27 protein-coding genes, 2 tRNA genes and 1 pseudogene are annotated in these 24,673 nt (G+C 38.8%); 15 read left to right on the forward strand and 15 right to left on the reverse strand.

Going from position 1 to position 24,673, the window contains the following annotated elements; genetic code table 11:
• Positions 1 to 5 precede the first annotated feature (5 nt).
• From tolR to E4T92_RS00770, 6 genes are all read right to left on the reverse strand, one after another.
• A complete protein-coding gene (tolR, locus tag E4T92_RS00745; protein WP_135093032.1) occupies positions 6 to 425 on the reverse strand; it encodes a colicin uptake protein TolR in 420 nt (139 codons plus the stop codon).
• A gap of 67 nt (positions 426 to 492) precedes the next feature.
• Positions 493 to 1,185, reverse strand: coding sequence for a protein TolQ (gene tolQ / locus E4T92_RS00750; protein WP_135093033.1), 693 nt, complete (start codon positions 1,183 to 1,185; stop codon positions 493 to 495).
• A 3-nt stretch (positions 1,186 to 1,188) separates the two neighbouring features.
• Entirely contained in the window at positions 1,189 to 1,611 is a 423-nt protein-coding gene (ybgC, locus tag E4T92_RS00755; protein WP_135093034.1) for a tol-pal system-associated acyl-CoA thioesterase, read from the reverse strand.
• Positions 1,612 to 1,700: 89 nt separating this feature from the next.
• Positions 1,701 to 1,985: a cyd operon protein YbgE gene (gene ybgE / locus E4T92_RS00760; protein ID WP_135093035.1), complete on the reverse strand. Its 285-nt coding sequence runs from the start codon at positions 1,983 to 1,985 to the stop codon at positions 1,701 to 1,703.
• A 110-nt stretch (positions 1,986 to 2,095) separates the two neighbouring features.
• Positions 2,096 to 3,232 carry a cytochrome d ubiquinol oxidase subunit II gene (gene cydB, locus E4T92_RS00765; protein ID WP_135093036.1) on the reverse strand — a complete coding sequence of 379 codons (1,137 nt, stop codon included), beginning with the start codon at positions 3,230 to 3,232 and terminating at the stop codon, positions 2,096 to 2,098.
• 14 nt (positions 3,233 to 3,246) lie between these two features.
• Entirely contained in the window at positions 3,247 to 4,812 is a 1,566-nt protein-coding gene (locus E4T92_RS00770; RefSeq protein WP_135093037.1) for a cytochrome ubiquinol oxidase subunit I, read from the reverse strand.
• Positions 4,813 to 5,383: 571 nt separating this feature from the next.
• Between E4T92_RS00770 and E4T92_RS00775 the strand changes: the two genes are divergently transcribed.
• Positions 5,384 to 6,715, forward strand: coding sequence for an anaerobic C4-dicarboxylate transporter (locus E4T92_RS00775; RefSeq protein WP_135093038.1), 1,332 nt, complete (start codon positions 5,384 to 5,386; stop codon positions 6,713 to 6,715).
• A 165-nt stretch (positions 6,716 to 6,880) separates the two neighbouring features.
• Here the strand turns inward: E4T92_RS00775 and E4T92_RS00780 are convergent, their stop codons facing one another.
• Both E4T92_RS00780 and trmB read right to left on the reverse strand, forming a co-directional pair.
• Complete coding sequence (locus tag E4T92_RS00780) at positions 6,881 to 7,225, reverse strand: YggL family protein (RefSeq protein ID WP_135093039.1); 345 nt, start codon at positions 7,223 to 7,225, stop codon at positions 6,881 to 6,883.
• 82 nt (positions 7,226 to 7,307) lie between these two features.
• Positions 7,308 to 8,048 carry a tRNA (guanosine(46)-N7)-methyltransferase TrmB gene (gene trmB, locus E4T92_RS00785; RefSeq protein ID WP_135093040.1) on the reverse strand — a complete coding sequence of 247 codons (741 nt, stop codon included), beginning with the start codon at positions 8,046 to 8,048 and terminating at the stop codon, positions 7,308 to 7,310.
• 102 nt (positions 8,049 to 8,150) lie between these two features.
• Between trmB and priA the strand changes: the two genes are divergently transcribed.
• The 7 genes from priA to E4T92_RS00820 all read left to right on the forward strand — a co-directional run bounded on the left by priA (position 8,151) and on the right by E4T92_RS00820 (position 15,242).
• Positions 8,151 to 10,343 (forward strand): primosomal protein N', encoded by a 2,193-nt coding sequence (gene priA / locus E4T92_RS00790; protein WP_135093041.1) that lies wholly within the window; start codon positions 8,151 to 8,153, stop codon positions 10,341 to 10,343.
• Between the two features lie 77 nt (positions 10,344 to 10,420).
• The gene (gene ftsN / locus E4T92_RS00795) at positions 10,421 to 11,224 is read left to right on the forward strand and encodes a cell division protein FtsN (RefSeq protein ID WP_135093042.1); all 804 of its coding nucleotides are present in this window, start codon (positions 10,421 to 10,423) and stop codon (positions 11,222 to 11,224) included.
• A gap of 110 nt (positions 11,225 to 11,334) precedes the next feature.
• Positions 11,335 to 12,162, forward strand: a complete 828-nt coding sequence (gene apaH / locus E4T92_RS00800) for a bis(5'-nucleosyl)-tetraphosphatase (symmetrical) ApaH (RefSeq protein WP_135093043.1) — start codon at positions 11,335 to 11,337, stop codon at positions 12,160 to 12,162.
• A 41-nt stretch (positions 12,163 to 12,203) separates the two neighbouring features.
• Positions 12,204 to 12,851 carry an HI_0552 family protein gene (locus E4T92_RS00805; RefSeq protein ID WP_135093044.1) on the forward strand — a complete coding sequence of 216 codons (648 nt, stop codon included), beginning with the start codon at positions 12,204 to 12,206 and terminating at the stop codon, positions 12,849 to 12,851.
• 78 nt (positions 12,852 to 12,929) lie between these two features.
• Entirely contained in the window at positions 12,930 to 14,264 is a 1,335-nt protein-coding gene (locus E4T92_RS00810) for an NAD(P)/FAD-dependent oxidoreductase (RefSeq protein WP_077542854.1), read from the forward strand.
• A 144-nt stretch (positions 14,265 to 14,408) separates the two neighbouring features.
• Positions 14,409 to 14,597, forward strand: a complete 189-nt coding sequence (locus E4T92_RS00815; RefSeq protein ID WP_228063515.1) for a transposase — start codon at positions 14,409 to 14,411, stop codon at positions 14,595 to 14,597.
• A gap of 204 nt (positions 14,598 to 14,801) precedes the next feature.
• Positions 14,802 to 15,242, forward strand: coding sequence for an IS3 family transposase (locus tag E4T92_RS00820; RefSeq protein ID WP_135093045.1), 441 nt, complete (start codon positions 14,802 to 14,804; stop codon positions 15,240 to 15,242).
• Positions 15,243 to 15,830: 588 nt separating this feature from the next.
• On the opposite strand, the gene E4T92_RS00830 is transcribed toward E4T92_RS00820, so the two are convergent.
• A complete protein-coding gene (locus E4T92_RS00830) occupies positions 15,831 to 16,304 on the reverse strand; it encodes a hypothetical protein (protein WP_135093046.1) in 474 nt (157 codons plus the stop codon).
• Between the two features lie 93 nt (positions 16,305 to 16,397).
• Between E4T92_RS00830 and E4T92_RS00835 the strand changes: the two are divergent.
• Positions 16,398 to 16,616: pseudogene (locus E4T92_RS00835) on the forward strand (IS3 family transposase); the annotation flags it as partial.
• Positions 16,617 to 16,665: 49 nt separating this feature from the next.
• On the opposite strand, the gene folD reads toward E4T92_RS00835, so the two are convergent.
• Positions 16,666 to 17,523, reverse strand: coding sequence for a bifunctional methylenetetrahydrofolate dehydrogenase/methenyltetrahydrofolate cyclohydrolase FolD (gene folD, locus E4T92_RS00840; RefSeq protein ID WP_135093048.1), 858 nt, complete (start codon positions 17,521 to 17,523; stop codon positions 16,666 to 16,668).
• A 175-nt stretch (positions 17,524 to 17,698) separates the two neighbouring features.
• On the opposite strand from folD, the gene E4T92_RS00845 reads away from it, so the two are divergent.
• Both E4T92_RS00845 and E4T92_RS00850 read left to right on the forward strand, forming a co-directional pair.
• Positions 17,699 to 17,775: transfer RNA gene (locus E4T92_RS00845), tRNA-Pro, on the forward strand.
• Between the two features lie 56 nt (positions 17,776 to 17,831).
• Positions 17,832 to 17,908, forward strand: a tRNA-Arg gene (locus E4T92_RS00850).
• 1,048 nt (positions 17,909 to 18,956) lie between these two features.
• Here the strand turns inward: E4T92_RS00850 and crp are convergent.
• Genes crp through coaBC form a run of 5 tightly spaced genes read right to left on the reverse strand, consistent with a single transcriptional unit; the run spans position 18,957 to position 22,257 of the window.
• Complete coding sequence (crp, locus tag E4T92_RS00855) at positions 18,957 to 19,628, reverse strand: cAMP-activated global transcriptional regulator CRP (protein WP_135093049.1); 672 nt, start codon at positions 19,626 to 19,628, stop codon at positions 18,957 to 18,959.
• A 19-nt stretch (positions 19,629 to 19,647) separates the two neighbouring features.
• Complete coding sequence (locus tag E4T92_RS00860; protein ID WP_077542858.1) at positions 19,648 to 19,866, reverse strand: YheU family protein; 219 nt, start codon at positions 19,864 to 19,866, stop codon at positions 19,648 to 19,650.
• Positions 19,867 to 19,887: 21 nt separating this feature from the next.
• Positions 19,888 to 20,544: a nucleoid occlusion factor SlmA gene (gene slmA, locus E4T92_RS00865; protein ID WP_135093050.1), complete on the reverse strand. Its 657-nt coding sequence runs from the start codon at positions 20,542 to 20,544 to the stop codon at positions 19,888 to 19,890.
• A gap of 3 nt (positions 20,545 to 20,547) precedes the next feature.
• Positions 20,548 to 21,003, reverse strand: a complete 456-nt coding sequence (gene dut / locus E4T92_RS00870; RefSeq protein WP_135093051.1) for a dUTP diphosphatase — start codon at positions 21,001 to 21,003, stop codon at positions 20,548 to 20,550.
• 51 nt (positions 21,004 to 21,054) lie between these two features.
• A complete protein-coding gene (gene coaBC, locus E4T92_RS00875) occupies positions 21,055 to 22,257 on the reverse strand; it encodes a bifunctional phosphopantothenoylcysteine decarboxylase/phosphopantothenate--cysteine ligase CoaBC (protein WP_135093052.1) in 1,203 nt (400 codons plus the stop codon).
• Positions 22,258 to 22,435: 178 nt separating this feature from the next.
• Between coaBC and radC the strand changes: the two genes are divergently transcribed.
• From radC to mutM, 4 genes are all read left to right on the forward strand, one after another.
• Positions 22,436 to 23,098, forward strand: coding sequence for a DNA repair protein RadC (radC, locus tag E4T92_RS00880; protein ID WP_135093053.1), 663 nt, complete (start codon positions 22,436 to 22,438; stop codon positions 23,096 to 23,098).
• Between the two features lie 212 nt (positions 23,099 to 23,310).
• Positions 23,311 to 23,547 carry a 50S ribosomal protein L28 gene (gene rpmB, locus E4T92_RS00885; RefSeq protein ID WP_005542826.1) on the forward strand — a complete coding sequence of 79 codons (237 nt, stop codon included), beginning with the start codon at positions 23,311 to 23,313 and terminating at the stop codon, positions 23,545 to 23,547.
• 11 nt (positions 23,548 to 23,558) lie between these two features.
• Complete coding sequence (gene rpmG / locus E4T92_RS00890; RefSeq protein ID WP_005613503.1) at positions 23,559 to 23,729, forward strand: 50S ribosomal protein L33; 171 nt, start codon at positions 23,559 to 23,561, stop codon at positions 23,727 to 23,729.
• Positions 23,730 to 23,800: 71 nt separating this feature from the next.
• A complete protein-coding gene (gene mutM, locus E4T92_RS00895) occupies positions 23,801 to 24,616 on the forward strand; it encodes a DNA-formamidopyrimidine glycosylase (protein ID WP_077542863.1) in 816 nt (271 codons plus the stop codon).
• The last annotated feature ends 57 nt before the right edge of the window (positions 24,617 to 24,673 follow it).

The following is a 24,673-nucleotide window of genomic DNA, read 5'->3' on the forward strand; positions in this document are numbered from 1 at the left end:
CTCGATTAAATTGGATTTGTCATTAAACCAACAGATTTAATACCTGCCAAATGAAGTAAATTCAACGCTTTAATGACTTCCTCATAAGGCACTTCTTTTGCTCCTCCAACAAGAAACATCGTATTATTATCTTTATCAAATTCTTGTTTTGATAGTTGTGTTACCATTTCTTCTGTCAATCCTTCTTGACGGTTTCCAGCAATAGAAAGGGCATACTGACCTATGCCGGAAACTTCCAAAATAACAGGCATTTTATCTTCATTTGATACATTTTGACTTTGAACCGAATCCGGAAGTTCAACTTGCACACTTTGACTAATGATAGGGGCTGTTGCCATGAAAATTAGCACAAGTACAAGCAATACATCCAAGAACGGAACAATATTAATTTCAGATTTGATCTCTTTACGTGGACGACGAGCCATATTTTCCTCTAAAATTTTGCTAAAAATGACCACACTTTCCTAAAGTACGGTTGATTTCCCTATTATTTTAATAGGAATTAGGCACTTTACCAAAGGCTTGGCGATGTAAAATCGTGGTAAATTCATCAATAAAGTTACCATAATTTTGTTCAATCGCATTCACACGTAAACTTAAACGGTTATATGCCATAACAGCAGGGATTGCAGCAAATAAACCGATTGCTGTCGCAATTAAAGCTTCTGCGATCCCCGGTGCAACCATTTGTAAAGTCGCTTGTTTTGCACCACTTAATGCCATAAATGCGTGCATGATACCCCATACGGTCCCAAACAAACCGATATAAGGGCTTACAGAAGCAACGGTTGCCAAAAATGGAACGCGACTTTCAAGCGTTTCAACTTCGCGATTCATCGCTAAATTCATTGCTCGGGTTGTTCCTTTAATAATGGCTTCAGGTGCATCTGCATTCACTTGCTTTAAACGTGAAAACTCTTTAAACCCAACAAAGAAAATTTGTTCGCTGCCGGTTAATAAATCGCGACGATTAGATAAGCCTTCATACAATTTATTGAGATCTTCACCAGACCAAAATCTATCTTCAAAAGCATTGGCTTCCTTTAAAGCATTTCCCAATATACGGCTACGTTGAATAATAATTGCCCAAGATGTAATAGAAAATAAAATCAAAATCACAATGACAAGCTGTACAACGATACTTGCTTTTAGAAAAAGATCTAAAAAATTTAATTCTGCGGTCATCACCTACTCCGAGAAAGTTATATTGTTTGAAAAGGCGGATTTTATTTCGGTTGGAATTGCCACCGGTTTCATTTTTCCAAGATCAACATAGGCTACTTTTACAGTAGCCTTCGATAGAATTATTGTCTCTCGTACTAGTCGCTGCTCAAAAAGGATTGTAGCCCCTTTTATTACGGTGACTTCTGTTTCAACAATAAGATAATCATCCAATTTTGCCGGAATGCAATAGTCAATTGCCATTGATTTGACAACGAACGCTGCTTGTTGTTCCTGTAATAATATTTGTTGAGAAAAATTCTGCTTTCTTAGATACTCTGTCCTTGCACGTTCAAAAAAATGCAGGTAACGTGCGTGATAAACCACTCCACCTGCATCTGTATCTTCATAATACACCCGAACTGGGAAACGAAAGATCCTTGAATCCACACGATTTTCCTTATTCAACAACCTAAGGTTGCGTATTTTAGAGTCAGATCCTACTATTCGCAAGTACTTTCAAATAGGCAAGATCGAATTTATGAATAATGTAAAACTATTAAGGATAAAAACGAGAAATAGCCAAAATAAGGGGAAAATATCGCTTTCCAAAAAGTGTGCTTAATCTCAAAGCCAATTCCGTGAATCCATGCGCAAACTACCCCCCATAGAATGAAAAGAACCAGGAACGGGTTAGCTGTTCTTAATTGAGTAGAAAACTGATTGAAATTAAACAGAAAGACAAGCGTCAAGATAATCGCTAAGATAAATGAAAGGGTTCTAAACGAACCCTTGTTAACATATTGATAGAGAAACTGAATCATTATTCGTCAAATTGCCCTAAATTTTCTTTGTTTTTTGTGACTTTAACGCTTGCAAAAATTGCCGCTAAAATACCCACTACCCAAATTATATATAACATCTCATATCTCCTTTAGTATAATGAGTTTGTGTTTTCTTCCACAAAACGCTCATCCAAACGACCAAACATTTTAATGTATGACCAAATGGTATAAGCAAGGGAAATAACCACAAATACTAGCGCTAAGAAAAGCATCCAAGTAAGCGTTAATTCGCTAGATGTCGCATCCCACATTAACAAACTTTGTTCAGGATGTGAGCTTGAAGGCATCACAAATGGGAACATAGAAACTGCGGCAGTGATAATCACGCCAGCCATGGTTAATGAGGAGAATAAAAATGCAAATCCACAACGATTCGCTTTTGAGAAAACCACATTCAATAATGCACTTGCCACGGCTAATGCAGGGAAAATCCATAAAATAGGCATATCATTAAAGTTTCTGAACCATGCTCCAGTTTCAACTGCAACTTCTTTACCCATAGGAGAAGATGGTGCAAAGTGATCAACTGTACTGGTGACAACATAACCCTCTTTGAAGTATAGCCACACTCCAGCAAGAACAAACGCGATTAAAGTGACAAATGCACCAACTTGGGTTATCGCACGAGCTCGATCTCTTAATTCTGAGGTCGTTTTCATTTGTAGCCAATTTGCACCGTGTGTTACAAGCATTGCTAAGCTAATCACACCGCATAGCAAGGCAAATGGATTTAATAATGCAAAGAACGAACCGGTATAAGTTACCTGTGCGATTTCGTTAAATTCAAATGGAACACCTTGTAGTAAGTTACCAAATGCCACACCGAAAACTAACGCTGGGACAAAACCTCCGGCAAACAAGCCCCAATCCCATACTGTACGCCATGTCGGGTTATCAATTTTTGCACGATATTCAAACCCGATTGGACGGAAGAAAAGTGCAGCTAGCACCAACACGAGTGCAATATAGAAACCAGAGAATGATACCGCATAGACAATTGGCCATGCCGCGAACACCGCACCACCAGCTGTTAATAACCAAACTTGGTTACCATCCCAGTGAGGGGCAATTGAGTTTATCATAATACGGCGTTCCACTTCTTTTTTACCGGCAACAGGTAAAAGTGCGGTTACGCCCATATCAAATCCATCAGTTACAGAGAAACCGATCAATAATACAACAACTAACACCCACCAAATAAAACGTAGAAATTCATAATCAATCATAATTCGTCTCCTGCTTATTTAGATGATTGTTCAAAGTAGTATTTGCCGGTTTTCAATGCACTCGGGCCCAAACGTGCATATTTAAACATTAAATACATCTCTACAATGATAAACGCCATATAAAGTGCACAGATCAAACCAATAGAGAACCAAAGATCACCAACTCCTAAATTTGAAGCAGATACGCCCACCGGTAACACTTCATAAATTGCCCATGGCTGACGACCATACTCTGCTAAAAACCAGCCACATTCAATGGCAATCCAAGGTAGAGGTAAACTCCATACTAATGCTTTTAATAATAATGGACTTTGAGTCACCTTATTACGTAGATTTTGAACAAAAGCACCGAATGCTAATAAGGCAAGTAAACCACCAACAGCAAGCATTACACGGAATGCCCAAAAGTTAGGGCCTACGTTTGGAATAGTATCGCGTGCAGCCTGTTTAATTTGTTCTTCTGTCGCATCCACTACTTTATCGGTATAGCGTTTTAGCAATAAACCAAATCCAAGATCTTTTTTCACTTCTTCAAATTTTGCTCTCGTTTCTGGATTCACTTGACCCGATGCTTTTTTCTCTGCTTTTAATTGAGTGAAAAGATCATAAGCTACGATACCACTGCGTACTCTTTGCTCATTTAAAGCTTGGAGTTCTTTTAAACCTGTGATTTCTTTATCAAAAGAACGGGTTGCAACAATACCGCCAATCATTGGTACACTAATTTCGAAATCATTTTTCATTTCAGCTGTGTTAGGTATCGCAGCGATATGAAACGCAGCCGGTGCAGGCTGAGTTTCAAACTCAGCTTCCATCGCTGCTAATTTTACCGGTTGTGCTTTACCAATATCATAACCTGATTCATCACCGAGAATTAATACCGAGATAGCTGCAATAAAACCAAAGGTTGCTGCAATCGAGAAGGAACGTTTTGCAAATCCAAGATCACGACCTTTTAATAGATAGTATGCACTAATCCCTAATACAAAGAACGAACCCGTTACATAACCGGCAGAAAGCGTATGTAAGAATTTACTTTGAGCAACCGGATTTAGCCATAAATCCATAAAGCTTGTCATTTCCATACGCACAGTTTCAAAATTGAATTCCGATGCAACAGGATTCTGCATCCAACCATTTGCAACAAGAATCCACATTGCAGAAAGGTTCGAACCAAAGGCAACACAGTATGTAGCTAGTAAGTGTTTACCTTTAGATAAACGATCCCAGCCAAAGAAGAATAAACCAACAAATGTTGATTCTAAGAAGAATGCAAGCAATGCTTCAATCGCCAATGGCGCACCGAAAATATCACCTACATAATGAGAATAGTAAGACCAGTTAGTACCAAATTGGAATTCCATAATGATACCGGTAGTCACCCCAAGGGCAAAGTTAATACCAAATAACTTACCCCAGAATTTTGTCATATCTTTATAGACTTCTTTGCCAGTTACAACATAGGTGGTTTCCATAATTACCAATACGAAAGTCAAACCTAATGTTAAAGGGACAAAAATGAAGTGATATAACGCAGTCAAGGCAAACTGCAAGCGAGAAAGTTCAACAACGTCTAACATCTCAACCTCTTGTAAAAATTACAAGTCATTCACTATGATTAATAAAGGTCACCCTTAAATAACCACCCCAAACTTAATCCCGCTAAAATAACCGGACTAAGCAAACACTGAATATCCACACACAACAAATCCTTTTGCACATTTCACAAAACAATAGGTTATAAAGTAGATAACTCAAGATACATCAGTATTTTACTACTAATCATAAGGATAAAAAACATCAAAAACGTTATCTCGATCACATTTTTGATATAAACAGGGAAATAACCTTTATAAATTATATTTTTATAAATTGATCCATATCAAATTTGGAAATTCTCAATAAAAAGAAATTCATCATTAAGAACAAAATTAGCGTTCATATTATTTAATACCAAACAAAAATATTGAATGTTTTTTATTCATTACTACATTCATCCCAAAAATGAAACCGTTTTCTAACATTATTCTTACAAGCTAGAAGCCAAATTAAATTTAGTATAAAAATCCCCCGTAAAATGACAAACATCTTCTAGCCTTATTCCTCAAAAGTGGTATGATTCGCGCAGTTTTTAACTTTTTTGAGGTATTTATGCTTTATTTAGAATTTTTATTCTTGTTATTAATGCTTTACGTAGGAAGCCGCTTTGGCGGTATCGGATTAGGCGTGGTATCCGGTATCGGATTGGCAATTGAAGTATTTATATTCCGAATGCCGGTAGGAAAAGCTCCAATTGACGTAATGCTCATCATTCTTGCTGTAGTCACATGTGCTTCCATACTGGAAGCTGCCGGCGGTTTAAAATTTATGTTACAAATCGCAGAGCGAATTCTTCGTAAAAATCCTAAACGAGTCACCTTACTCGGTCCATTAGTAGTGTATTTTTTAACCTTTATGTTAGGTACCGGCCATTCTGTTTATACAATTATGCCAATTATTGGTGACGTTGCACTAAAAAATAAGATTCGTCCTGAACGCCCAATGGCAGCTTCTTCTGTTGCCTCCCAATTAGCCATCACCTCCAGCCCACTTTCTGCAGCCGTAGTCTTCTATTTAGGTAAAATTACAGCGATGCCGGGCTTTGAACATATTAGCTTATTAGATATTATTTGTGTCACCGTACCCGCAACTCTTGCCGGCACTATTGCGCTTTCCTTATATAGTATGCGTCGTGGCAAAGAGCTAGATCAAGATCCAGAATATCAACGTCGTTTAGAAGACCCTATATGGCGAGATCGTATTTTAAATACCACGAGTACAACCTTAAATGAAGCACTTCCTCAAGGTGCAAAGAAATCTGTTTATCTTTTCTTATTAGCCTTAGTCGTTATTGTTGCTATCGCAATGATTCCTGATATTCGTACTATTGCAGGCAATAAACCAATTTCTATGTCACTTATCATCCAAATGATGATGCTATGCTTCGGTGGGATTATTTTACTTGCCACGAAAACGAATCCACAAATTGTACCAAACGGCGTTGTCTTTAAATCCGGTATGGTGGCAGCCATTGCCATTTATGGTATCGCTTGGATGAGTGATACTTACTTTCAGTATGCTATGCCTGAATTTAAAGCCGCAATCACAGGTATGGTACAAAGCTATCCTTGGACATTTGCTCTAGCTTTATTTGCAGTATCCGTGGTCATTAATAGCCAAGCTGCAACGGCTGTTATGTTACTCCCCGTTGGTATTGGTTTAGGTATCCCCGCACCAATTTTGGTGGGATTAATGCCTGCAACCTACGCTTACTTCTTTATCCCTAACTATCCATCAGATATTGCAACTGTAAACTTTGACGTAACAGGAACAACAAAAATTGGTAAGTATTATTTCAATCACAGCTTTATGATCCCAGGGTTGATCGGTGTTGTAGTTGCTTGCCTTGTTGGAGTAACTGTTGCAGAACTCATCATTAACTAATTTCCTTAAAAAAGCACCTGACTAAACAGGTGCTTTTTCATTACTCCCTGCTCTCAAAGTGCGGTCACAAAGAGTATCGTTTTTTCGACTATTCCTGATATTGTTAATCTTGAAAAAACAGCATAAAAAGATAAGAGTGTTATGCTGTTTCTTGATGTGAAAAATTTAACCTTCCGAGACCGGATAATCCCACCAAATATCAAATAATTCACTGATTTCGATTTGTTGTAACCCGTTGCTTTCCAACCATTTTTTTACGATTTCACGGTGGCCTTCATCACATTTACCCATTTTTTCTAAGCACACTAAACCTTCCCAGTGTAAATAGCCGCTGCCTTCATAAGCGAGTCCATTTGGTTGGATCACTTCGCTAATGAAACGATCAACAACTTCATCCACCGCTTCAATTGAAGTGCCTTCGGCAAATTGGAAATTGACCAAAAAACCTAATTCTTGGAACTCGGCAAGATGAAGTTTTTTACGTTGACGTTGATTGTAAGATTTAGACATTTTGAGGTTCTCCTATTTAAATTGTTGCGAGGAATTAATGTGGCGCATCAGAATTTCACTGATGCCTTTATAAAATCAAAAATTATTTCTTCGTAAAGAATAAGTCCCAAACACCATGACCTAGTCGTTGTCCACGTGCTTCAAATTTTGTTAATGGACGAAAACTCGGGCGGGGAATATAGTCGCCCTTTTCTGATGTGTTGGATAAATTTGTATTGGTACTGAGTACCTCTAGCATTTGTTCTGCGTAGTTTTCCCAGTCCGTTGCCATGTGAATAAAACCCTGTTCACCCAGTTTTTTCACCACTTGATCGACAAAGTGCGGCTGAACAATACGGCGTTTATGATGTTTTGCTTTATGCCAGGGATCGGGGAAAAAGAGCTGTAATCCGCCCAATGTATTATCCGCAATACTATCGCGTAAAATTTCAGTAGCATCGTGACAGATTACTCGAAGATTTTTCACACCTTTCTCTACGGCATAAGCAATACAAGCACCGACACCCGGAGTATGGACTTCAATACCGAGATAATTTTTATCCGGATTGGCATACGCCATATCCACCAAAGATTTTCCCATACCGAAGCCGATTTCCAAAATCACCGGATTGGTATTACCATAAATTCTTGCAAAATCAAAAGGGGTGGTTTGATAATCTAAGCCTAACCTCCCCCAATGCTCGTTCATCATATTTTTTTGAAATTCACTTAAACGCCCGGTGCGTAGCACAAAACTACGCACTTTACGTTTATAACGACCATCTTCGGTAAATTCGGCCGTTTCTACGGTTTTACGTTTTTGATCGGCAAAGGTGTGTGTCATAACGTTTAGATTGCAAAATGAATATGTAAAATTGCCAGCGATTATACACGAAATCATTTCGTTTTCCCGTATAATACGCCAAATTTTTTCCCGAAGGTGATTATGAAAATTGTCCGTGTTGCACTGCCTGTGCCGCTTCCCCGTTTGTTTGATTATCTTGTTTCTGATGATATGCCATTGGTTGTAGGCTCGCGCGTACTTGTTCCCTTCGGCACGCAGAAAAAAGTCGCGATTGTGGTGGAATTGCCGGAAACCACGGAGATACCAAAGGATAAATTAAAGGAAATTATTGCGATTTTAGATTTAACCTCCTTATTCTCTTCCACCACTTGGGAATGGTTGTTATGGGCAGCGAATTATTATCAAGCTCCATTGGGGGAAGTGCTATTTCAAGCATTGCCGGTGAAATTACGTCATGGTGAAAGTGCGGTGAAAAATGACCGCACTTTTTGGCGTATCACCGATGAGGGGAAAAACGCCCTATGGCGTGGTGAATTAACGCGTTCGAAAAAACAAGCGGAAGTTTTGAGATGTTTGTTGGAAAAGGACTTAGAAAAAGGGGAGGGAGATTTCAGCTACTCTGTGTGGTCGGCATTAAAAAGCAAACATTTTGTGAAGGAAATCTCCGTTCAAAAGGAACCAAAAAGTTGGCAATCTGTTCTAGGCAATAATCCTTTAGTAAATAGTGATAATCGTCTGACTTTAAATAAACAGCAAGCTTTAGCATTTAGCCAATTAATGTTTCAGCGTGAATTTAATGTGTGGTTGCTGGATGGCGTAACGGGTTCAGGTAAGACAGAAATTTATTTGCAATATATTGAAGAGATTTTGAAATCCGGTAAACAAGTGCTGGTGTTGGTACCGGAAATAGGGCTTACACCACAAACTGTTCAACGTTTTAAAAAGCGTTTTAATGTGGAAATTGATGTTCTACATTCCAATTTGAATGATACCCAAAGGTTCAATGTGTGGATACGGGCTAAAACAGGGCAAAGTGCGGTGGTGATTGGGACGCGATCTGCATTATTTACACAATTTGCAAATTTGGGGGCGATTATTTTGGATGAGGAACATGATGCTTCTTTCAAACAACAAGAGGGGTGGCGTTATCATGCCCGTGATTTGGCAATTGTGCTTGCTCAAAAACTGAATATTCCAATGTTGATGGGATCGGCAACACCCAGTTTGGAAAGTATTAATAATGTCCAAAATGGTAAATATAAACATCTGACCTTGTCAAAAAGAGCCGGCAATGCGACCGCACTTCGCCAATTTGTTATTGATTTAAAAAATCAGCCAGTGCAACAGGGGCTATCGCAGCCGTTATTGGCTAGAATGAAAAATCATCTTGAAAAAGGCAATCAGGTTTTATTATTTCTCAATCGTCGTGGCTTTGCCCCTGTTTTGCTTTGCCACGAATGTGGTTGGATTGCCCAATGTCCCCATTGTGAAAAACCTTATACCTATCATCAACATCAACGTGTGTTGCGTTGTCATCATTGTGGCTCACAAAAAAACATCCCACGTCAATGTGGTGATTGTGGTTCGCCCCATTTAGTCACAACAGGGCTTGGTACGGAACAGTTGGAAGAGACCTTGAAAGCTCAGTTCCCTACTTATTCGGTGGCTCGTATTGACCGAGATAGCACATCTCGAAAAGGCGCCTTGGAAAACTATTTAGAGGCGATTCAAAAAGGGAAAAGCCAAATTTTAATCGGTACACAGATGTTGGCAAAAGGACATCACTTTCCTAATGTCACGTTAGTTGCCTTAGTAAATGTGGATAGTGCGTTGTTTTCGTTGGATTTTCGTGCAGAAGAACGATTGGCGCAGCTTTACGTGCAAGTCTCTGGTCGCTCAGGTCGTGCAGAAAAACAAGGCGAGGTCGTATTACAAACCCATTATCCGGATCATCCGTTATTGACAACGTTATTAGAGAAAGGCTATCAGGCATTTACGGAAGAAACCTTACGTTTACGCCATACCATGGGATTACCGCCTTTTAGCTTTCAAGCCTTGTTTAAAGCCCAAGCTCGCGATTCTGAGCAGGCTGAGGAATGTTTAATTCGGATCGCAGATTTTTTTCATTCAAAGCAAATTGAAAGGTTACAAATTTTAGGGCCGCTGCCTGCACCATTTAGCAAAAAAGCGGGACAATATCGTTGGCAACTGCTTTTGCAAAACCCCTCTCGTAGAGCATTACAAAAAGCATTAAGTGATTACCGGCAGGCAAATTTGGAAAAAAATAGCCAAGTGCGGTTGGTTTTAGATGTAGATCCTCTGGATTTAAGCTAGAAAATCACAATATTTTTCAGTAAACTTGGCGAGTTTTACAAAATTTTTAGAAATCATTTAATGTTTAGGATTTTATTGTGGCACATCGAGATTTTGCCGCTCGTCGCGGTTCAAATAAGAAAAAGAAGACAACAAATAAAAATGTATTAATTGGTATTGCTTTAGCAGTATTGATTGGCTTTGGTGTCGGACTTTATTTTTTAAAGAGCAAAACGCCTGAGCCGGTTTCAACCGTGGTAACCCAGCCTGAAAAAACACAGCCGAAAAGCGTATTACCTAATCGACCGGAAGAAGTGTGGAGTTACATTAAGGCGTTAGAAACCCGTACTGTACCGGTGGATGATAAGCCCGCCAGTGTAGAAAAAAATATGCGCCTAACGGAAGAACAGCGCCAAGTACTGATTCAAATGGAAAAAGAACAAAAAGCGGCAGAAGAAGCACGCAGATTGGCGGAAAAACGTAAAGCCGAAGAGGCTGAAAAAGCCCAAAGGGCTGTGGAAACAGTGAAGGCTGACCTACCAAAACAAGAGGTGAAGAAAGCGCCTGAAATTGTGAAGAAGTCTGAGCCTGTGAAAAAGCCGGAAACGGTGAAAATTGAGACGGCAAAAAAAGTTGAAACCAAAACCGAGGAAACTCAACCAACAAATACCACGGCTACAACCGGTGGTAAACGTTTTGGTTTACAATGTGGTGCGTTTAAAAATCGTGCACAAGCAGAAAACTTACAAGGTCGTTTAGTCATGTCTGGTATTAATGCGCAGGTGATGGTGAATGGCGAGTGGAATCGAGTTCGAGTAGGACCATTCGCAAACCGTGATGCAGCGGTGCAAGCACAAGATAAAGCAAAATCTGTGACAGGTTGTGTGATTATCGGTATGTAGGTTTCACGATAATATAGGTAATAGCGCTTATACATCCCAGAATGAATAGCGTATGAAAAAGTTTCACGGATAGTTTAATTATCACAATTCACTTAAAAAAATAATCAGAAATGGCAACTTATTTAGTCGGTGATTTGCAAGGTTGTTTTGATGAGTTACAACTTCTATTATCACGAGTTCAATTTAATCCCGCACAAGATAAACTTTACCTTGTGGGCGATTTGGTGGCCCGTGGCGATAAGTCCCTAGAATGCTTACGTTTTGTTAAAAGTCTAGGGAACGCAGCACAAACGGTACTTGGTAATCACGATTTACATTTAATTTCGACCGCACTTGGTATTAAAAATGTGAAACCACGTGATCGTGTGGAAGCCATTTTTAATGCCCCCGATTTTGAGGAACTTATTGACTGGCTTCGTCATCAACCACTACTGATACACAATGAAACTCTTGGTTTTGTGATGGTTCATGCCGGTATTTCACCGGATTGGGATCTTACAACGGCGAAAACTTGTGCAAGAGAGGTGGAAGAGATTTTACAACATGGTGATTTTGTTAACCTAATTTCACAAATGTATGACAATCAACCTGAACATTGGTCGCCTCATTTGCAAGGAATTGAGCGTTGGCGTTATACCATTAATGCCTGTACCCGCATGCGTTTTTGCTATTGGGATCATCGTTTAGATTTTTCTTGTAAACGCCCCCCCAAAGATGCTCCAAAAGAGCTCACACCTTGGTTTAATTTGAATAATCCGCTTTATCAAGAAATTCCCATTCTATTTGGACATTGGGCAAGTTTGATAGATGAAACCACACCTCCCAATATTTATGCTCTGGATACCGGGTGTGTTTGGAACAATAGAATGACAATATTGCGCTGGGAAGACAAACAATATTTTACTCAAAGTGCGGTCAAAAATTACTGTGATTTTTAATGAGAGTGCTTTTCGCGCTTGTGTTTCTAGAAATGCCAACCATGTTCACTTTATCTGAAGAATCTTGCGATCTTTTTAATATTCCATTCTTCCAATTTTCTCAAATGAAGAAATTTTGTCCTGAAGATATTCCGATGATAAAAGCACGTTATAAAGCGGAATGGAACAATTGGAAAGGAATAATTCAGGATGTATCTCATCAACTTGGCACACCATTTGCCAAACCACATGTTGAAAGTTGGACAAATGGATGGCAAGTTAGGGCTCACTTCTTTGCTTTTTTTAAATATGAATTTAATCAAAACTCGGCTGCTATTTTTTCTATCTTATTGAATCGTCGCCGTCTTTCGGTCAGTTTGGATTGGCATTGCTATCGTGCAGATAGTTCACAAATTAATATTCAACAATATAACCAGTGGTTGGAAAATTTTGATTTCTCACGCTTTGCAAAATTTGATTTATGGCGCAGTGATGAAAGTGAATATGATGATTTTAGAGAAGTCTCTCAATTTTCGGAAGATGATTTAAGTTTACGTCACGACCAGGATTTTTGGTGTATTGGAAAGAATGTAGAAAAATCGGAGTTAGCATGTTTAAATCCCGTTGAGTTTATTACAAAAACCATTCTAGCGCTCGCGCCTCTATATGAGCGTATACACCAAATCTCATTATCTTCTCATATTGAATAATGATTTTTTTCCGCTCCTTATGTTATCATTACACCAATTTAACATTTTTAACAAATTTTATTATTTCAGGAGAATTTCATGAAAAATATCGTGATCGTTGGCGGGGGAGCTGGAGGTATTGAACTCGCAACTTTCTTAGGCGATAAACTTGGACGTAAAAAACAAGCAAAAGTTACACTTGTGGATCGTAATGCGACACATCTTTGGAAACCGCTATTACACGAAATTGCTACGGGTGTAATGGATGATGGGGTGGACTCATTAAGTTATCGTGCACATGGTAAAAATCATTATTTCAGCTTCGAACAAGGTTCAATAACACGTATCAACCGTGAACAAAAATATATAGAGCTTGCACCGATTTATGGTCAAGAAGGTGACATGCTTGTGATTGCTCGTCGTATTCCTTACGATTATTTAGTCATGGCAATTGGGAGTAAGTCTAACGATTTCAATACAAAAGGAGTGGCTGAAAACTGTATTTTCTTAGACAGTTCTGACCAAGCGTTACGTTTTCAACATAAAATGTTGGAGTTGTTCCTAAAATTCTCTGAAAATCGTGCGTTAGATGATATTGGTGAAGAGGAATCAAAACAAAAACTAGTCGATGAAAACAAAGTTAATATTGCCATTGTGGGCGGCGGCGCTACAGGGGTAGAGCTTACTGCGGAACTTTATCATGCTGCAGAAGATTTATCTTCTTATGGTTACGGTAAAATTGATAGTGCTTGTTTACAAGTGACTCTCGTTGAGGCAGGAGAACGTTTACTACCTGCATTACCAGAAGACTTGTCAGCTGCCGTATTGGAAGAACTTCGTGAAATGGGTGCTAATGTAAAACTTGGCACGATGATCACTGAAGCTCAGCCCAATACGCTTCTCACTAAAGACGGAGAAGAAATCAAAGCGGATCTCATTGTTTGGGCGGCAGGTGTAAGAACATCAACCGTAACCCAACATTTTGATGGTTTAGAAATTAACCGCATCAACCAATTAGTGGTAAGAGATACATTACAAACTACGATTGATGATAGCATTTTTGCTATTGGTGATTGTGCGGCATTAACCCAAGAAAACGGGAAATTAGTACCGCCACGTGCTCAGGCTGCACATCAAATGGCAAAGGCTTGTGCCAAAAATATCTTTTCAATTTTTGAAAACAAACCGTTAAAAGCATTTAAATATAACGATAAAGGCACGCTTGTTTCGCTTTCTAGCTTTACTGCATTGGGTAGCTTAACAAATAAATTTGGTAAAAACCCATTAACCGTACACGGTAAATTTGCTCAGTTTGCTTACGTTTCTCTTTATCGAATGCATCAGCATGCATTACACGGCTGTATTAAAATTGGTCTGATTATTCTAGTTGATAAAATTAATCGTTATTTAAAACCGAGATTAAAGTTACATTAATCTATAAAAATATCGGTTAAAATGATCCGCACCCCAAAAGTTAGACTAAACTTCAACTCACATAAGGTGCAGATTTATAATGGTCTCCTCTGCAACATTTCAAAGACTGTTTTTGGTAAACTTTCCTAAAAATGGAAAACAAAAATGGTTAAAAAATTCACACCGGATTACAAAAAACAGTGCTTTGAAATGGTCCTTGCCAAACAGCATACAACCGTCCAAATCTGTAAAATGATGGGCGTGAGTCAATCGGCTATAAATCGTTGGGTTCGGCAATTTCAGCTGGAAAATCAAGGTATTACTCCAAAAGCAGCCGCTATCACCGCCAAGTAGCGGAAAATTCAACGGTTACGGGCAGAAGTGGAGCAACTTCGTAGCGACAATGCATTGCTAAAAAAGGTTTCAGCCTTCTTGCTCAAGGACAACTGACCAACCACATTAAGGCTCTAGGGTGAGAATGAGTGAATACCTCTCCACTTGCCCGTTGTTTCGGACTGCATCGGTCAAGCTGTTGGCAATTCAAACAAGCTAAACCGAATGGGACGCTGCTCACCTTGCGAAGGTGCTGCAACAGGCATTCGCACAAAGTGGCTAAACCGGTTGAGTATGGTGTTGAAGCGGCAGGGGGCAGATATCGTGCAGTATAAAGTCCACAATCTGATGCAACAGATAGGGCTGAAAACCCGCTACCCCAAAGCGAAATATCCCTGCCAACAAGCGGTCGGATTAGTGGAGAATATAGCAAGGGACATCGTTGTCGTTTCGCCTAACCAGGTATGGTCGGGGAAATGCACGGACAATGCGATTACCGAACGCTTTTTCCGTAGTTTGAAGTCGGAACGGCTGTTTGGTTATCACTTTGAGACGCGAATACAGGCTATGCTTTGCGTGGCGGAATACATTGAGGATTTTTATAATCCAAGGCTGCTCCATTCGGTGTTGGGTTATCAATCGCCGATACAGCTTGAATTGGGGTAGTCAGTCTTTAATTTGTTGCTGAAAGTTGAACCATTACAAAATAATACGATGGCTGCAATTGCCGTCGAATAAGTGGCAATAGATTGAGTAAGTGATAATTTTTTATCTTTTGTTATCGTCCATTGACACGCTGTTCCTTTAGATTTGCATAAATTCGCTCAAGCTGTTCAGATAAGGTAGGAAAAGGTTAAATCTAACTCGGCATAACCGATAAACTGATCTTTATACCAACGACAGATTTTAACTTTTTGATAAGGAAAAAGAAAAATCTAATTTTTTGACTCAATCTCTCTCCCACTCGTACCCACATAGGAATAGATAAAACTATCCCTATGGTTAAAAATATATTTGTGAGCAATTCAATGTTAGTCATTTTCTGTTAGTTTACAGTCTTCACCTACCAAGTGTTCTAAAACTTCAGTTATTATGCACGTTGCTTTGCATACCAAAGGTTTTCACTATTTTTAGATTTCTTTCAACCATCGCCTTTACGGAAACCCGCTTGATCGGCGGTAATTTTTGGTAAGAAAACTATATCTCGTAATACAGCAGCCCGTTCCTTACCACTTTCTATCATAAACGGTCTTGTTATTCTTTTGTACCATCAGCGTTATCACTTTTAATTTTAAACACGGCATTAGCTTTATTTGCTAAAGGTACAATAGTTAAATCTTTAATCACCCGACAGATTTCAGAATCCGGCATAAGTACTGCAGTATCTCGGCTAGTTTTAATTTTAGTATTTTCTGTAAACAATTCTATTTCATCAGAAGTATTATAAGTTTTTACATAAATAACAGGTTCACCTTTGGTGCGGAAAATATCTTTAAATACACCATAGCCAACACTTGCACTAGGAATACAAAAACCAAGTGCCGCAAAAACATCTTTTGTGTCAACAGTTGTAACAATATCTTTTACAGTACAAGCATATTCGTATAGTTCTACTGCAAAAGGGATTTGTAATGAGCCTTCTTTCACAATCACACCAGAATCAGAGGCTTGCAAGAAAATTTCTACTGTTTTTTCGTCCATTAAGTAATCTGCTGAACGTTCAATCAATGTTATCATTTCTTACACAACTTTTATTAAATTATGAGCGTTAATTTTATTTTCAAAATATTCATTATCTGTTGCACAGGCCTATCAACGTTTGTTGAAAAAAATGGGATTGGACTAAGTATGTCGAGAAAAGGCAACTGTCTTGATAATAGCTCGGATAGCGAGCTTCTTTGCTTGATTAAATACAGCAAGCAGCTTGAAACTTTTGAGCAGTCTGAAAAAGCTATTCATGATTATATTTATTATAATCATAAGCGGCTTCAAGTTAAACTAAAAGGACCAAGCTCTGTGGAATACAGAGATCAGTCCTGAATTAAATGAGCCAGGCTTGCAGAATCAGTTCAAATTGATCTCTATTTTACTATATAACATTATTGCTATGTTCATAGGCGTAGAGTGTGTTATGCATTAACATTGCAACGGTCATCGGTCCCACACCGCCTGGAACAGGGGTAATATAACTGGCTTTTTGAGCGGCTGCCTCAAATCCTATATCACCTACTAGCTTTCCTTCCATTCGATTAATACCGACATCAATTACAATAGCCCCTTCTTTTACCCATTCGCCTGGTACAAGGTTTGGTTTGCCTACAGCGACAACTAGAACATCAGCTTGACGGACGTAGTTTTCAAGATTTTTTGTAAAACGATGAGTAACAGTTACCGTCGCACCTGCAAGTAATAATTCTAAGGACATCGGGCGACCAACAATATTTGATGCCCCAACGATCACTGCATGTTTACCATGCAAATCGACACCAGTTGTTTCCAATAGCTTCATCACGCCATAAGGCGTACAAGCGCGTAAAGTGGGAATACGCTGACACAAACGCCCGACATTATAAGGATGGAAGCCATCTACATCTTTTTGGGGAGTAATACGTTCAATAATAGCTTCTGAATTAATTTGTTTTGGAAGAGGAAGTTGTACCAGAATACCATCAATGGTTTCATCAGCATTTAATGTATCAATAAGTGTTAAAAGTTCTTGTTCCGTAGTCGTTTCTGGTAAATCGTAGGATTGAGAGAGAATACCTACTTCTTCACAGCTACGACGCTTACTTTCTACATAAACTTGGGAAGCAGGATCTGAACCGACAAGAATCACGGCAAGTCCGGGAGCACGCTTGATTTTATTACGATAGGTTGAGATTTTTTGTGAAATATCTGATTTTATTTGTTTGGAAAGCGTTGTACCTGAGATAATTTTTGCTGTCATTGGGAAGCCTTAATAATAAAAAGTAAACGTTTGCTATTTTAGCTAACAATAAAGAATTTTACAAAAATCAAATGTATTAGAACGGTAAATTGAGATAATTTTGAGCAATTAAATGTAAAAATAATAAAAACTGATTGACTGAATAATAAACCTCACTATAATTAAGCTCACTTTTCGGCGAGTAGCGCAGCTTGGTAGCGCAACTGGTTTGGGACCAGTGGGTCGTAGGTTCAAATCCTATCTCGCCGACCACTTCCTTCTTTTATATTTCCCTAGAAATTTCATACAGAAGATGTAACCCTTAAAATGCGCCCTTAGCTCAGCTGGATAGAGCAACGCCCTTCTAAGGCGTGGGTCAAAGGTTCGAATCCTTTAGGGCGTGCCATTTAGCTTCCTCTATTTTTCTACTAAAAGAAACGGGTTGGTACAAGCAAGGATTACTCAAAAGGGACTAAAACCTTATAAAGCAAGCCTTCAATCCTATTTTTTGAAAAATGAATAAAAAGCTGCATTTCCTACTAAAGTTCAAATATCTGTAAGTTTCGCATGGGAAATAATTGCTAAAACTACAGATTTAGTATCTACTTTAAAATCTTGATCTTTAAGGCAAAATTAAATCCAATAAGGTTGAATATGATTAAGGCTGAGGATCACAAACCGCCTACCAATAAATATTACGGGACCGAAGTAGATTATCTCTAAAGAATTAATTAGAGTCCTCAAACTTAACACTAAATTCATATTTTATATCTACTCACGTAAGTAGTATATCGAACATAAAGTTTATCTAGAAGAGCATTCCACTAAGGCCAACAATTAAGGAAAAATCCCTATAGATATAGGGATTTAAGATAAACCGAAGAACCAAATTATTTATTCTATTTTAAAGCATGCTGCGAACAAGAGATAGAAAAACAAATAATAGATTAAGGGAACCATTTAATGAACTTAAGAATAAATTATCTGTTCATAATGGGCTAACAAAGTATCATTGAGATTATGTTTATTAAATAAAAAAGAGTTGAGAGTAAATCTACGTTAAACCATTTTTCCACTATACCGTACTCACTACGATCCTAGTAAAGGGGAAATAAAAAGATAAGAGAAAAATACTGAAGTCTTTAGGGTGGTGAACTAGGCAGAATTGGTCTTAACAGCAAGTGGCTTACTGCGCGCATCCCTGCGGGATTTCTACCTAGCCCACCATTGAAGGTGTTCTAGTCTGTGCGACATAAAACAATATAAAAGGTTTTTCACCTATTAAGCCACTTTTCAGGAGACCAATCCTGTTTTCCCTACATACCCTGTAGGAATCTTCTGTATCATAAAATCCTTTCAGTTCATTGTCAATTAATGTATATCTATTCGGGGATTAAATATCCAAAAAATAATGTTTTCGTATAAAAAAACCACCTTTCGGTGGCTTTACATTGCTATCTTACGCCATAAACAACAATCGTTTTTCCATGTGCATGAATTAAATTTTGATCCTCTAACATTTTAATGATACGTCCTACTGTTTCACGGGAACAACCAACCATTTGCCCAATTTCTTGGCGAGTAATTTTTATCTGCATACCATCTGGATGAGTCATTGCTTCTGGCTGTTTTGCAAGATTAATCAGAGTTTGTGCGATACGCCCTGCGACATCTAAAAATGCAAGATTACTCACTTGACGAGATGTATTTTGCACCCGACGAGCTAATTGAGCCGTCAAAAACATAAGAATTTCAGGATTAATCTGGATCAATTGACGGTATTTTTTATAAGAAATTTCAGCCACCTCGCAAGGTGTTTTTGTTTTCACCCAAGCCGAGCGTTTTGATCCTTCATCAAATAACCCCACTTCACCAAAAAACTCTCCCGCACTGAGATAAGTTAAAATCATCTCTTTGCCTTCATCGTCCTTTGCCGAAACCATTACCGTTCCTTTAATTACATAATAAAGTGTGGTGGCATCTTCACCGGCGTGAATCAACGTCGATTTAGCAGGATATTTATGTAAATGGCAATGTGTCAAAAACCAATCTAAAGCGGGATCTCTTGTCGAATGTTCTTCAGAGGCTTGCTCCACTTCAACATCTGCATTGATATAATCTGACATATTGACTCCTTATCAGTTTCTATTTCAAAAACTCCATTTTATCCTTTACGTCAATGGATTCATGCAATTCTGACCAAACAACAACCGCACTTCCATTGCGGATTTTCGTTAATAATTGCGCTTTTTTTTGTGCAAGGGAAAGTTCTTCAACACCGTAATCTGTTCCCTCCCGCAACACCACACTTTCAATAATGTTATCAAGAGTTGTCGGTTCTAAGTCTTGCCACGGAATAATCATATATTTCCTTTAGAAAGTCAATCAAGCAAATAAGGGTTCAATAAAACGCCATTGTTGCTCAAAAGATTGATTTGAAGTTGCACGGAAATTGGTACGCACATAGCGCATAAACTGCCCCTCACACAAGGTCACCAAATGCGCAGCGATAATACGAACATCCACCGTAAAACCTTTCCCTTCACGTAATTTACGCATTTGTAAAATATTCACAAACTGCATTTCAAGACGATCAAAAAACTGTGCAACACGTACTTGTAACTGAGTATCTTCAAACATAAGTGCATGCCCAGTTAAGATTCGGGTCAAGCCCGGATTCTTGCGAGCAAAATCTAAAATCATTTGTAAAATATCGTGTACACGATTCATCGTATTTGTTTCATTACGAATTGAAGCATTAATTCGACTTACTAGACTACTTTCAATATTTTCAATCAAAGCTTCAAACATTTTTGTTTTACTTGGGAAATAGCGATAAAGTGCGGCTTCCGATACGCCAACCTCTTTTGCCAAACGTGCGGTTGTCATACGTTCCATCCCATACTCGGAATGCAATAGATGCGTCAACACGGTCAGCACTTGCTGACGACGCTCTTTCACCGTTCGTTTCTCAATTTTAGGGGCTTTTATTTCTGGTGCGGTATCCTCAACACCGGATAAAGATAATTGTTCCTCAACCATAAATTACTGTTTACCTGAATGACCAAAACCACCCGAACCACGCTCAGTTTCTGTAAACTCACTGACGATGTTAAACTCCGCTTGAACCACAGGAACAAATACTAACTGAGCAATACGATCACCAACCTCAACTTTAAAAGGTTCAGAGCCACGATTCCACATTGAAACCATTAATGGTCCTTGATAATCCGAATCAATCAATCCGACCAAATTTCCTAGTACAATACCATGTTTATGCCCTAACCCCGAACGAGGTAAAATCATAGCAGCAAGAGTTGGATCAGCAATATAAATGGATAAACCTGTTGGAATAAGTTTTGTTTCTCCAGGTTGAATCTCAAAAGTTTCATCAATCAACGCTCTCAGATCTAACCCTGCAGAACCTTCCGTTGCATAAGTAGGCAATGGAAAATCCTGACCAAGCCGTTGATCTATAATTTTCACATCAATTTTTTTCATTTCATACTCCATTTTAGCACGCGCTTACTACGTAAAAGTGCGGTAAGAAAATTATCGTGTTTTTCGATATTGTTCAATAATCTCATTCACCAGATCCGTTGCGAGCTCTTTTTTGGATTTTAAAGAAAGCAACTTTTCCCCACTTTTCCAGAAGAGGTGTAACATATTTTCCTCAGCATTAAACACTTGTCCACCCGAGACATCATTAGCACAGATCATATCTAAATTTTTACGTTGTAATTTATCTTTTGCATAATCATCAACGTTTTGTGTTTCAGCGGCAAATCCCACAGTGAAAGGGCGACTTTCTTTTAAATGCCCTACCTCCGCAATAATATCGGGATTTTTAATCAGTTTGAGCGAGATTTCATCATCAGATTTTTTTATTTTCTGTTCACCAATAGTTACAACACGATAATCTGCGACAGCAGCACAACCAATAAAAATTTGATTTTTGACCGCACTTTTAAGGGAAACTTGCCACATATCTTGAGCTGAAACCACATCAATACGATTGACGTTTTTTGGCGTTTCAAGATTAACAGGGCCGGCAATTAGCGTCACTGTTGCCCCCCGTTGAACAAAGGCTTCCGCAATAGCAAAGCCCATTTTTCCTGAACTATGATTAGAAATATAACGCACCGGATCTATGGCTTCCCGGGTCGGGCCTGCGGTGATCGCCACATTTAGCCCTTGTAAATCTTGCTGTTGTGTGAAGAAATCCAAAAGTGCGGTAAATATTTCTTGAGGTTCTGACATCCGCCCGGCACCAATATCACCACAAGCCTGAAAGCCGCTATTTGGCCCAATAAGCCTAATGCCTCTCGCTAAAAGTGCAGTCAAATTTTGTTGGGTTATTGGTTGGCTATACATTTGCTGATTCATTGCAGGTGAAAGAAGAATGGGAGAGGTAGTTGCCAGACAGAGGGTAGAAAGTAAATCATTCGCCATACCTACCGTAAGACGAGCAATGAAATCAGCACTTGCCGGCGCAATCACCACAGCATCAGCCCATTTCGCCAGTTCAATATGCCCCATAGCTAATTCTGCTTGTGGTTCTAACAAAGATTGTGACACAGCATTGCCGGAAATCGCCTGTAAAGTCAGTGGAGTGACAAATTCTGCTGCCGCAGGCGTTAATACAACACGGACTTCTGCCTCCGCTTTACGTAATAAACGAATAAATTCAATGGTTTTATATGCAGCAATGCCACCGGTTATCCCCACAACAATACGTTTTCCATTTAAATTCATTTTCTCTCCACGTAACCCGTTGTTAGTACCTATCCACAATCACACATTTTACTTCAATTTAACAAAATAAAAAATTTTATTTTTACGATCTTTTCCGCAGATTTCACCTACTCCATTCGCTTCACATTCAAAGTGCGGTCAAAATTCAAAAAGATTTTAATTAACCTTAGAGAAAAAAATGGAATCGACAAAACTCATGCCAAGAGAAAAATTGTTGAAACACGGCGCTAAAGCTCTAGCTGATCATGAACTCTTAGCGATCTTTTTACGTACCGGCACAAAAGGTTGCCCCGTCATACAACTCTCTGAACAAGTTCTTCAACATTTTGGTTCACTCCACACATTACTTTCCGCAGATCAAAGGTCTTTTTGTGCAATGAAAGGTTTGGGCATCACCCAATTTATTCAACTCCAAGCAACCACAGAAATGACCAGACGTTACCTCAAACAAGAAATGTTCAATTCTCACATTTTTCATGATCCCGAAACCGTCAAGCTCTACCTACGAACAGAACTTCAATACGAAGAGCGAGAAATTTTTATGGTGCTATTTCTCGATAACCAGCATCGACTCATCAAAAAAGAGCGATTATTTCTTGGAACAATTAATGTCTCAAGCGTATATCCTCGTGAAATCATCAAAGAAGCCCTTTATTGCAATGCTGCAGCACTTATTTTGGCACATAATCACCCATCGGGTATCGCAGAACCCAGCTATTCCGATCAAAGCATCACGCAGAAAATCCGTGAATCAGCGGAATTAATGGAAATTCGTATTCTTGATCATTTTATCGTTGGGAAAAACGATTGCTATTCCTTTGCAGAGCATAATTTGCTTTAATTCTCATGGAAACCACCTATTTTTTATCAGCATCCTTAGGAAAATCGTATTTATGCTTGAGAAATGGAAATAAAGTCAGTATAATCTGCGACCTTTAATATAGTAAGCGGGTCGGATTTGCGCGACCTGACGAGGCAGCAAATCTAGTTAAACTAGGTTTAGAACAATCCGAAACGTAAGCTCGAGCTTATATTTAATTATTGGAGATTATTATGTCTAGAGTTTGTCAAGTAACAGGCAAGCGTCCAGCTGTGGGTAACAATCGCTCACATGCAATGAATGCGACACGTCGTCGTTTTCTTCCAAACCTTCACACTCACCGCTTTTGGGTTGAAAGTGAAAACCGTTTCGTAACTTTACGCTTAACAGCAAAAGGTATGCGTATTATTGATAAAAAAGGCATTGATGCAGTGTTAGCTGAAATCCGTGCTCGTGGCGAAAAAATCTAAGGAGCTAAAACATGGCAGCGAAAGGCGCACGTGAAAAAATCCGTTTAGTTTCTACTGCAGAGACCGGGCACTTCTACACCACAGATAAAAACAAACGTAATATGCCTGAAAAAATGGAAATCAAAAAATTTGATCCCGTAGTACGTAAACACGTTATCTACAAAGAAGCAAAAATCAAATAATTTTGCCGATTTGAAAAAGCCCGAGGTTGCTCGGGTTTTTTTGTACATAAAATCTCATTGAGCGCTCAATTATGCCCGAATTACCAGAAGTCGAAACTGCTCTGCGCGGTATCAATCCTTATCTGAAAAACTTTACTATTGAAAAAATTATCGTTCGTCAACCTCAACTACGTTGGGCAGTTTCTCCTGAGCTGATGGCTCTGTCAAATGTTAAAATTATCGATCTCACACGTCGTGCAAAATACCTCGTTATTCATACAGAACAAGGCTATATCATCGGGCATTTAGGGATGTCCGGATCCGTCAGAGTCGTCCCACACGACAGTCCTATTGATAAACATGATCATGTGGATATTGTCATGAGTAATGGTAAATTATTACGCTATAACGATCCCCGCCGTTTTGGCGCATGGTTATGGACAGAAAACCTCAATGAATTTCATCTCTTTTTAAAACTAGGACCAGAGCCACTTTCTACTGAATTTAATGCAGAATATCTATTCAAAAAATCCCGCAAAAAAACAACCGCACTTAAAACATTTCTAATGGATAATGCAGTAGTCGTTGGCGTGGGTAACATTTATGCTAATGAAAGCCTGTTCTTGTGTGGTTTGCATCCTCTAAAACTCGCCGGAAACCTCACCCGAAAACAATGCGAACTTATCGTCTCTACAATCAAAGAGGTCCTAATCAAAGCAATTGAGCAAGGCGGTACAACTCTCAAAGATTTTTTACAACCCGATGGTCGCCCCGGTTATTTTGCTCAAGAATTATTAGTATATGGTAACAAAGACAAACCTTGTCCAAAGTGCGGTACAAAAATTGAAAGTTTAGTCATCGCACAACGCAACAGCTACATTTGTCCACATTGCCAGAAAAAAAGATAAGCGAAATTTACTCATTTTAAAGCCTGTTTAAATCGGGCTTTCAATCTCTAATTTTCA

It is taken from the genome of Pasteurella sp. WM03, assembly GCF_004570945.1.
In the GTDB taxonomy this organism is placed as follows: domain Bacteria; phylum Pseudomonadota; class Gammaproteobacteria; order Enterobacterales; family Pasteurellaceae; genus Rodentibacter.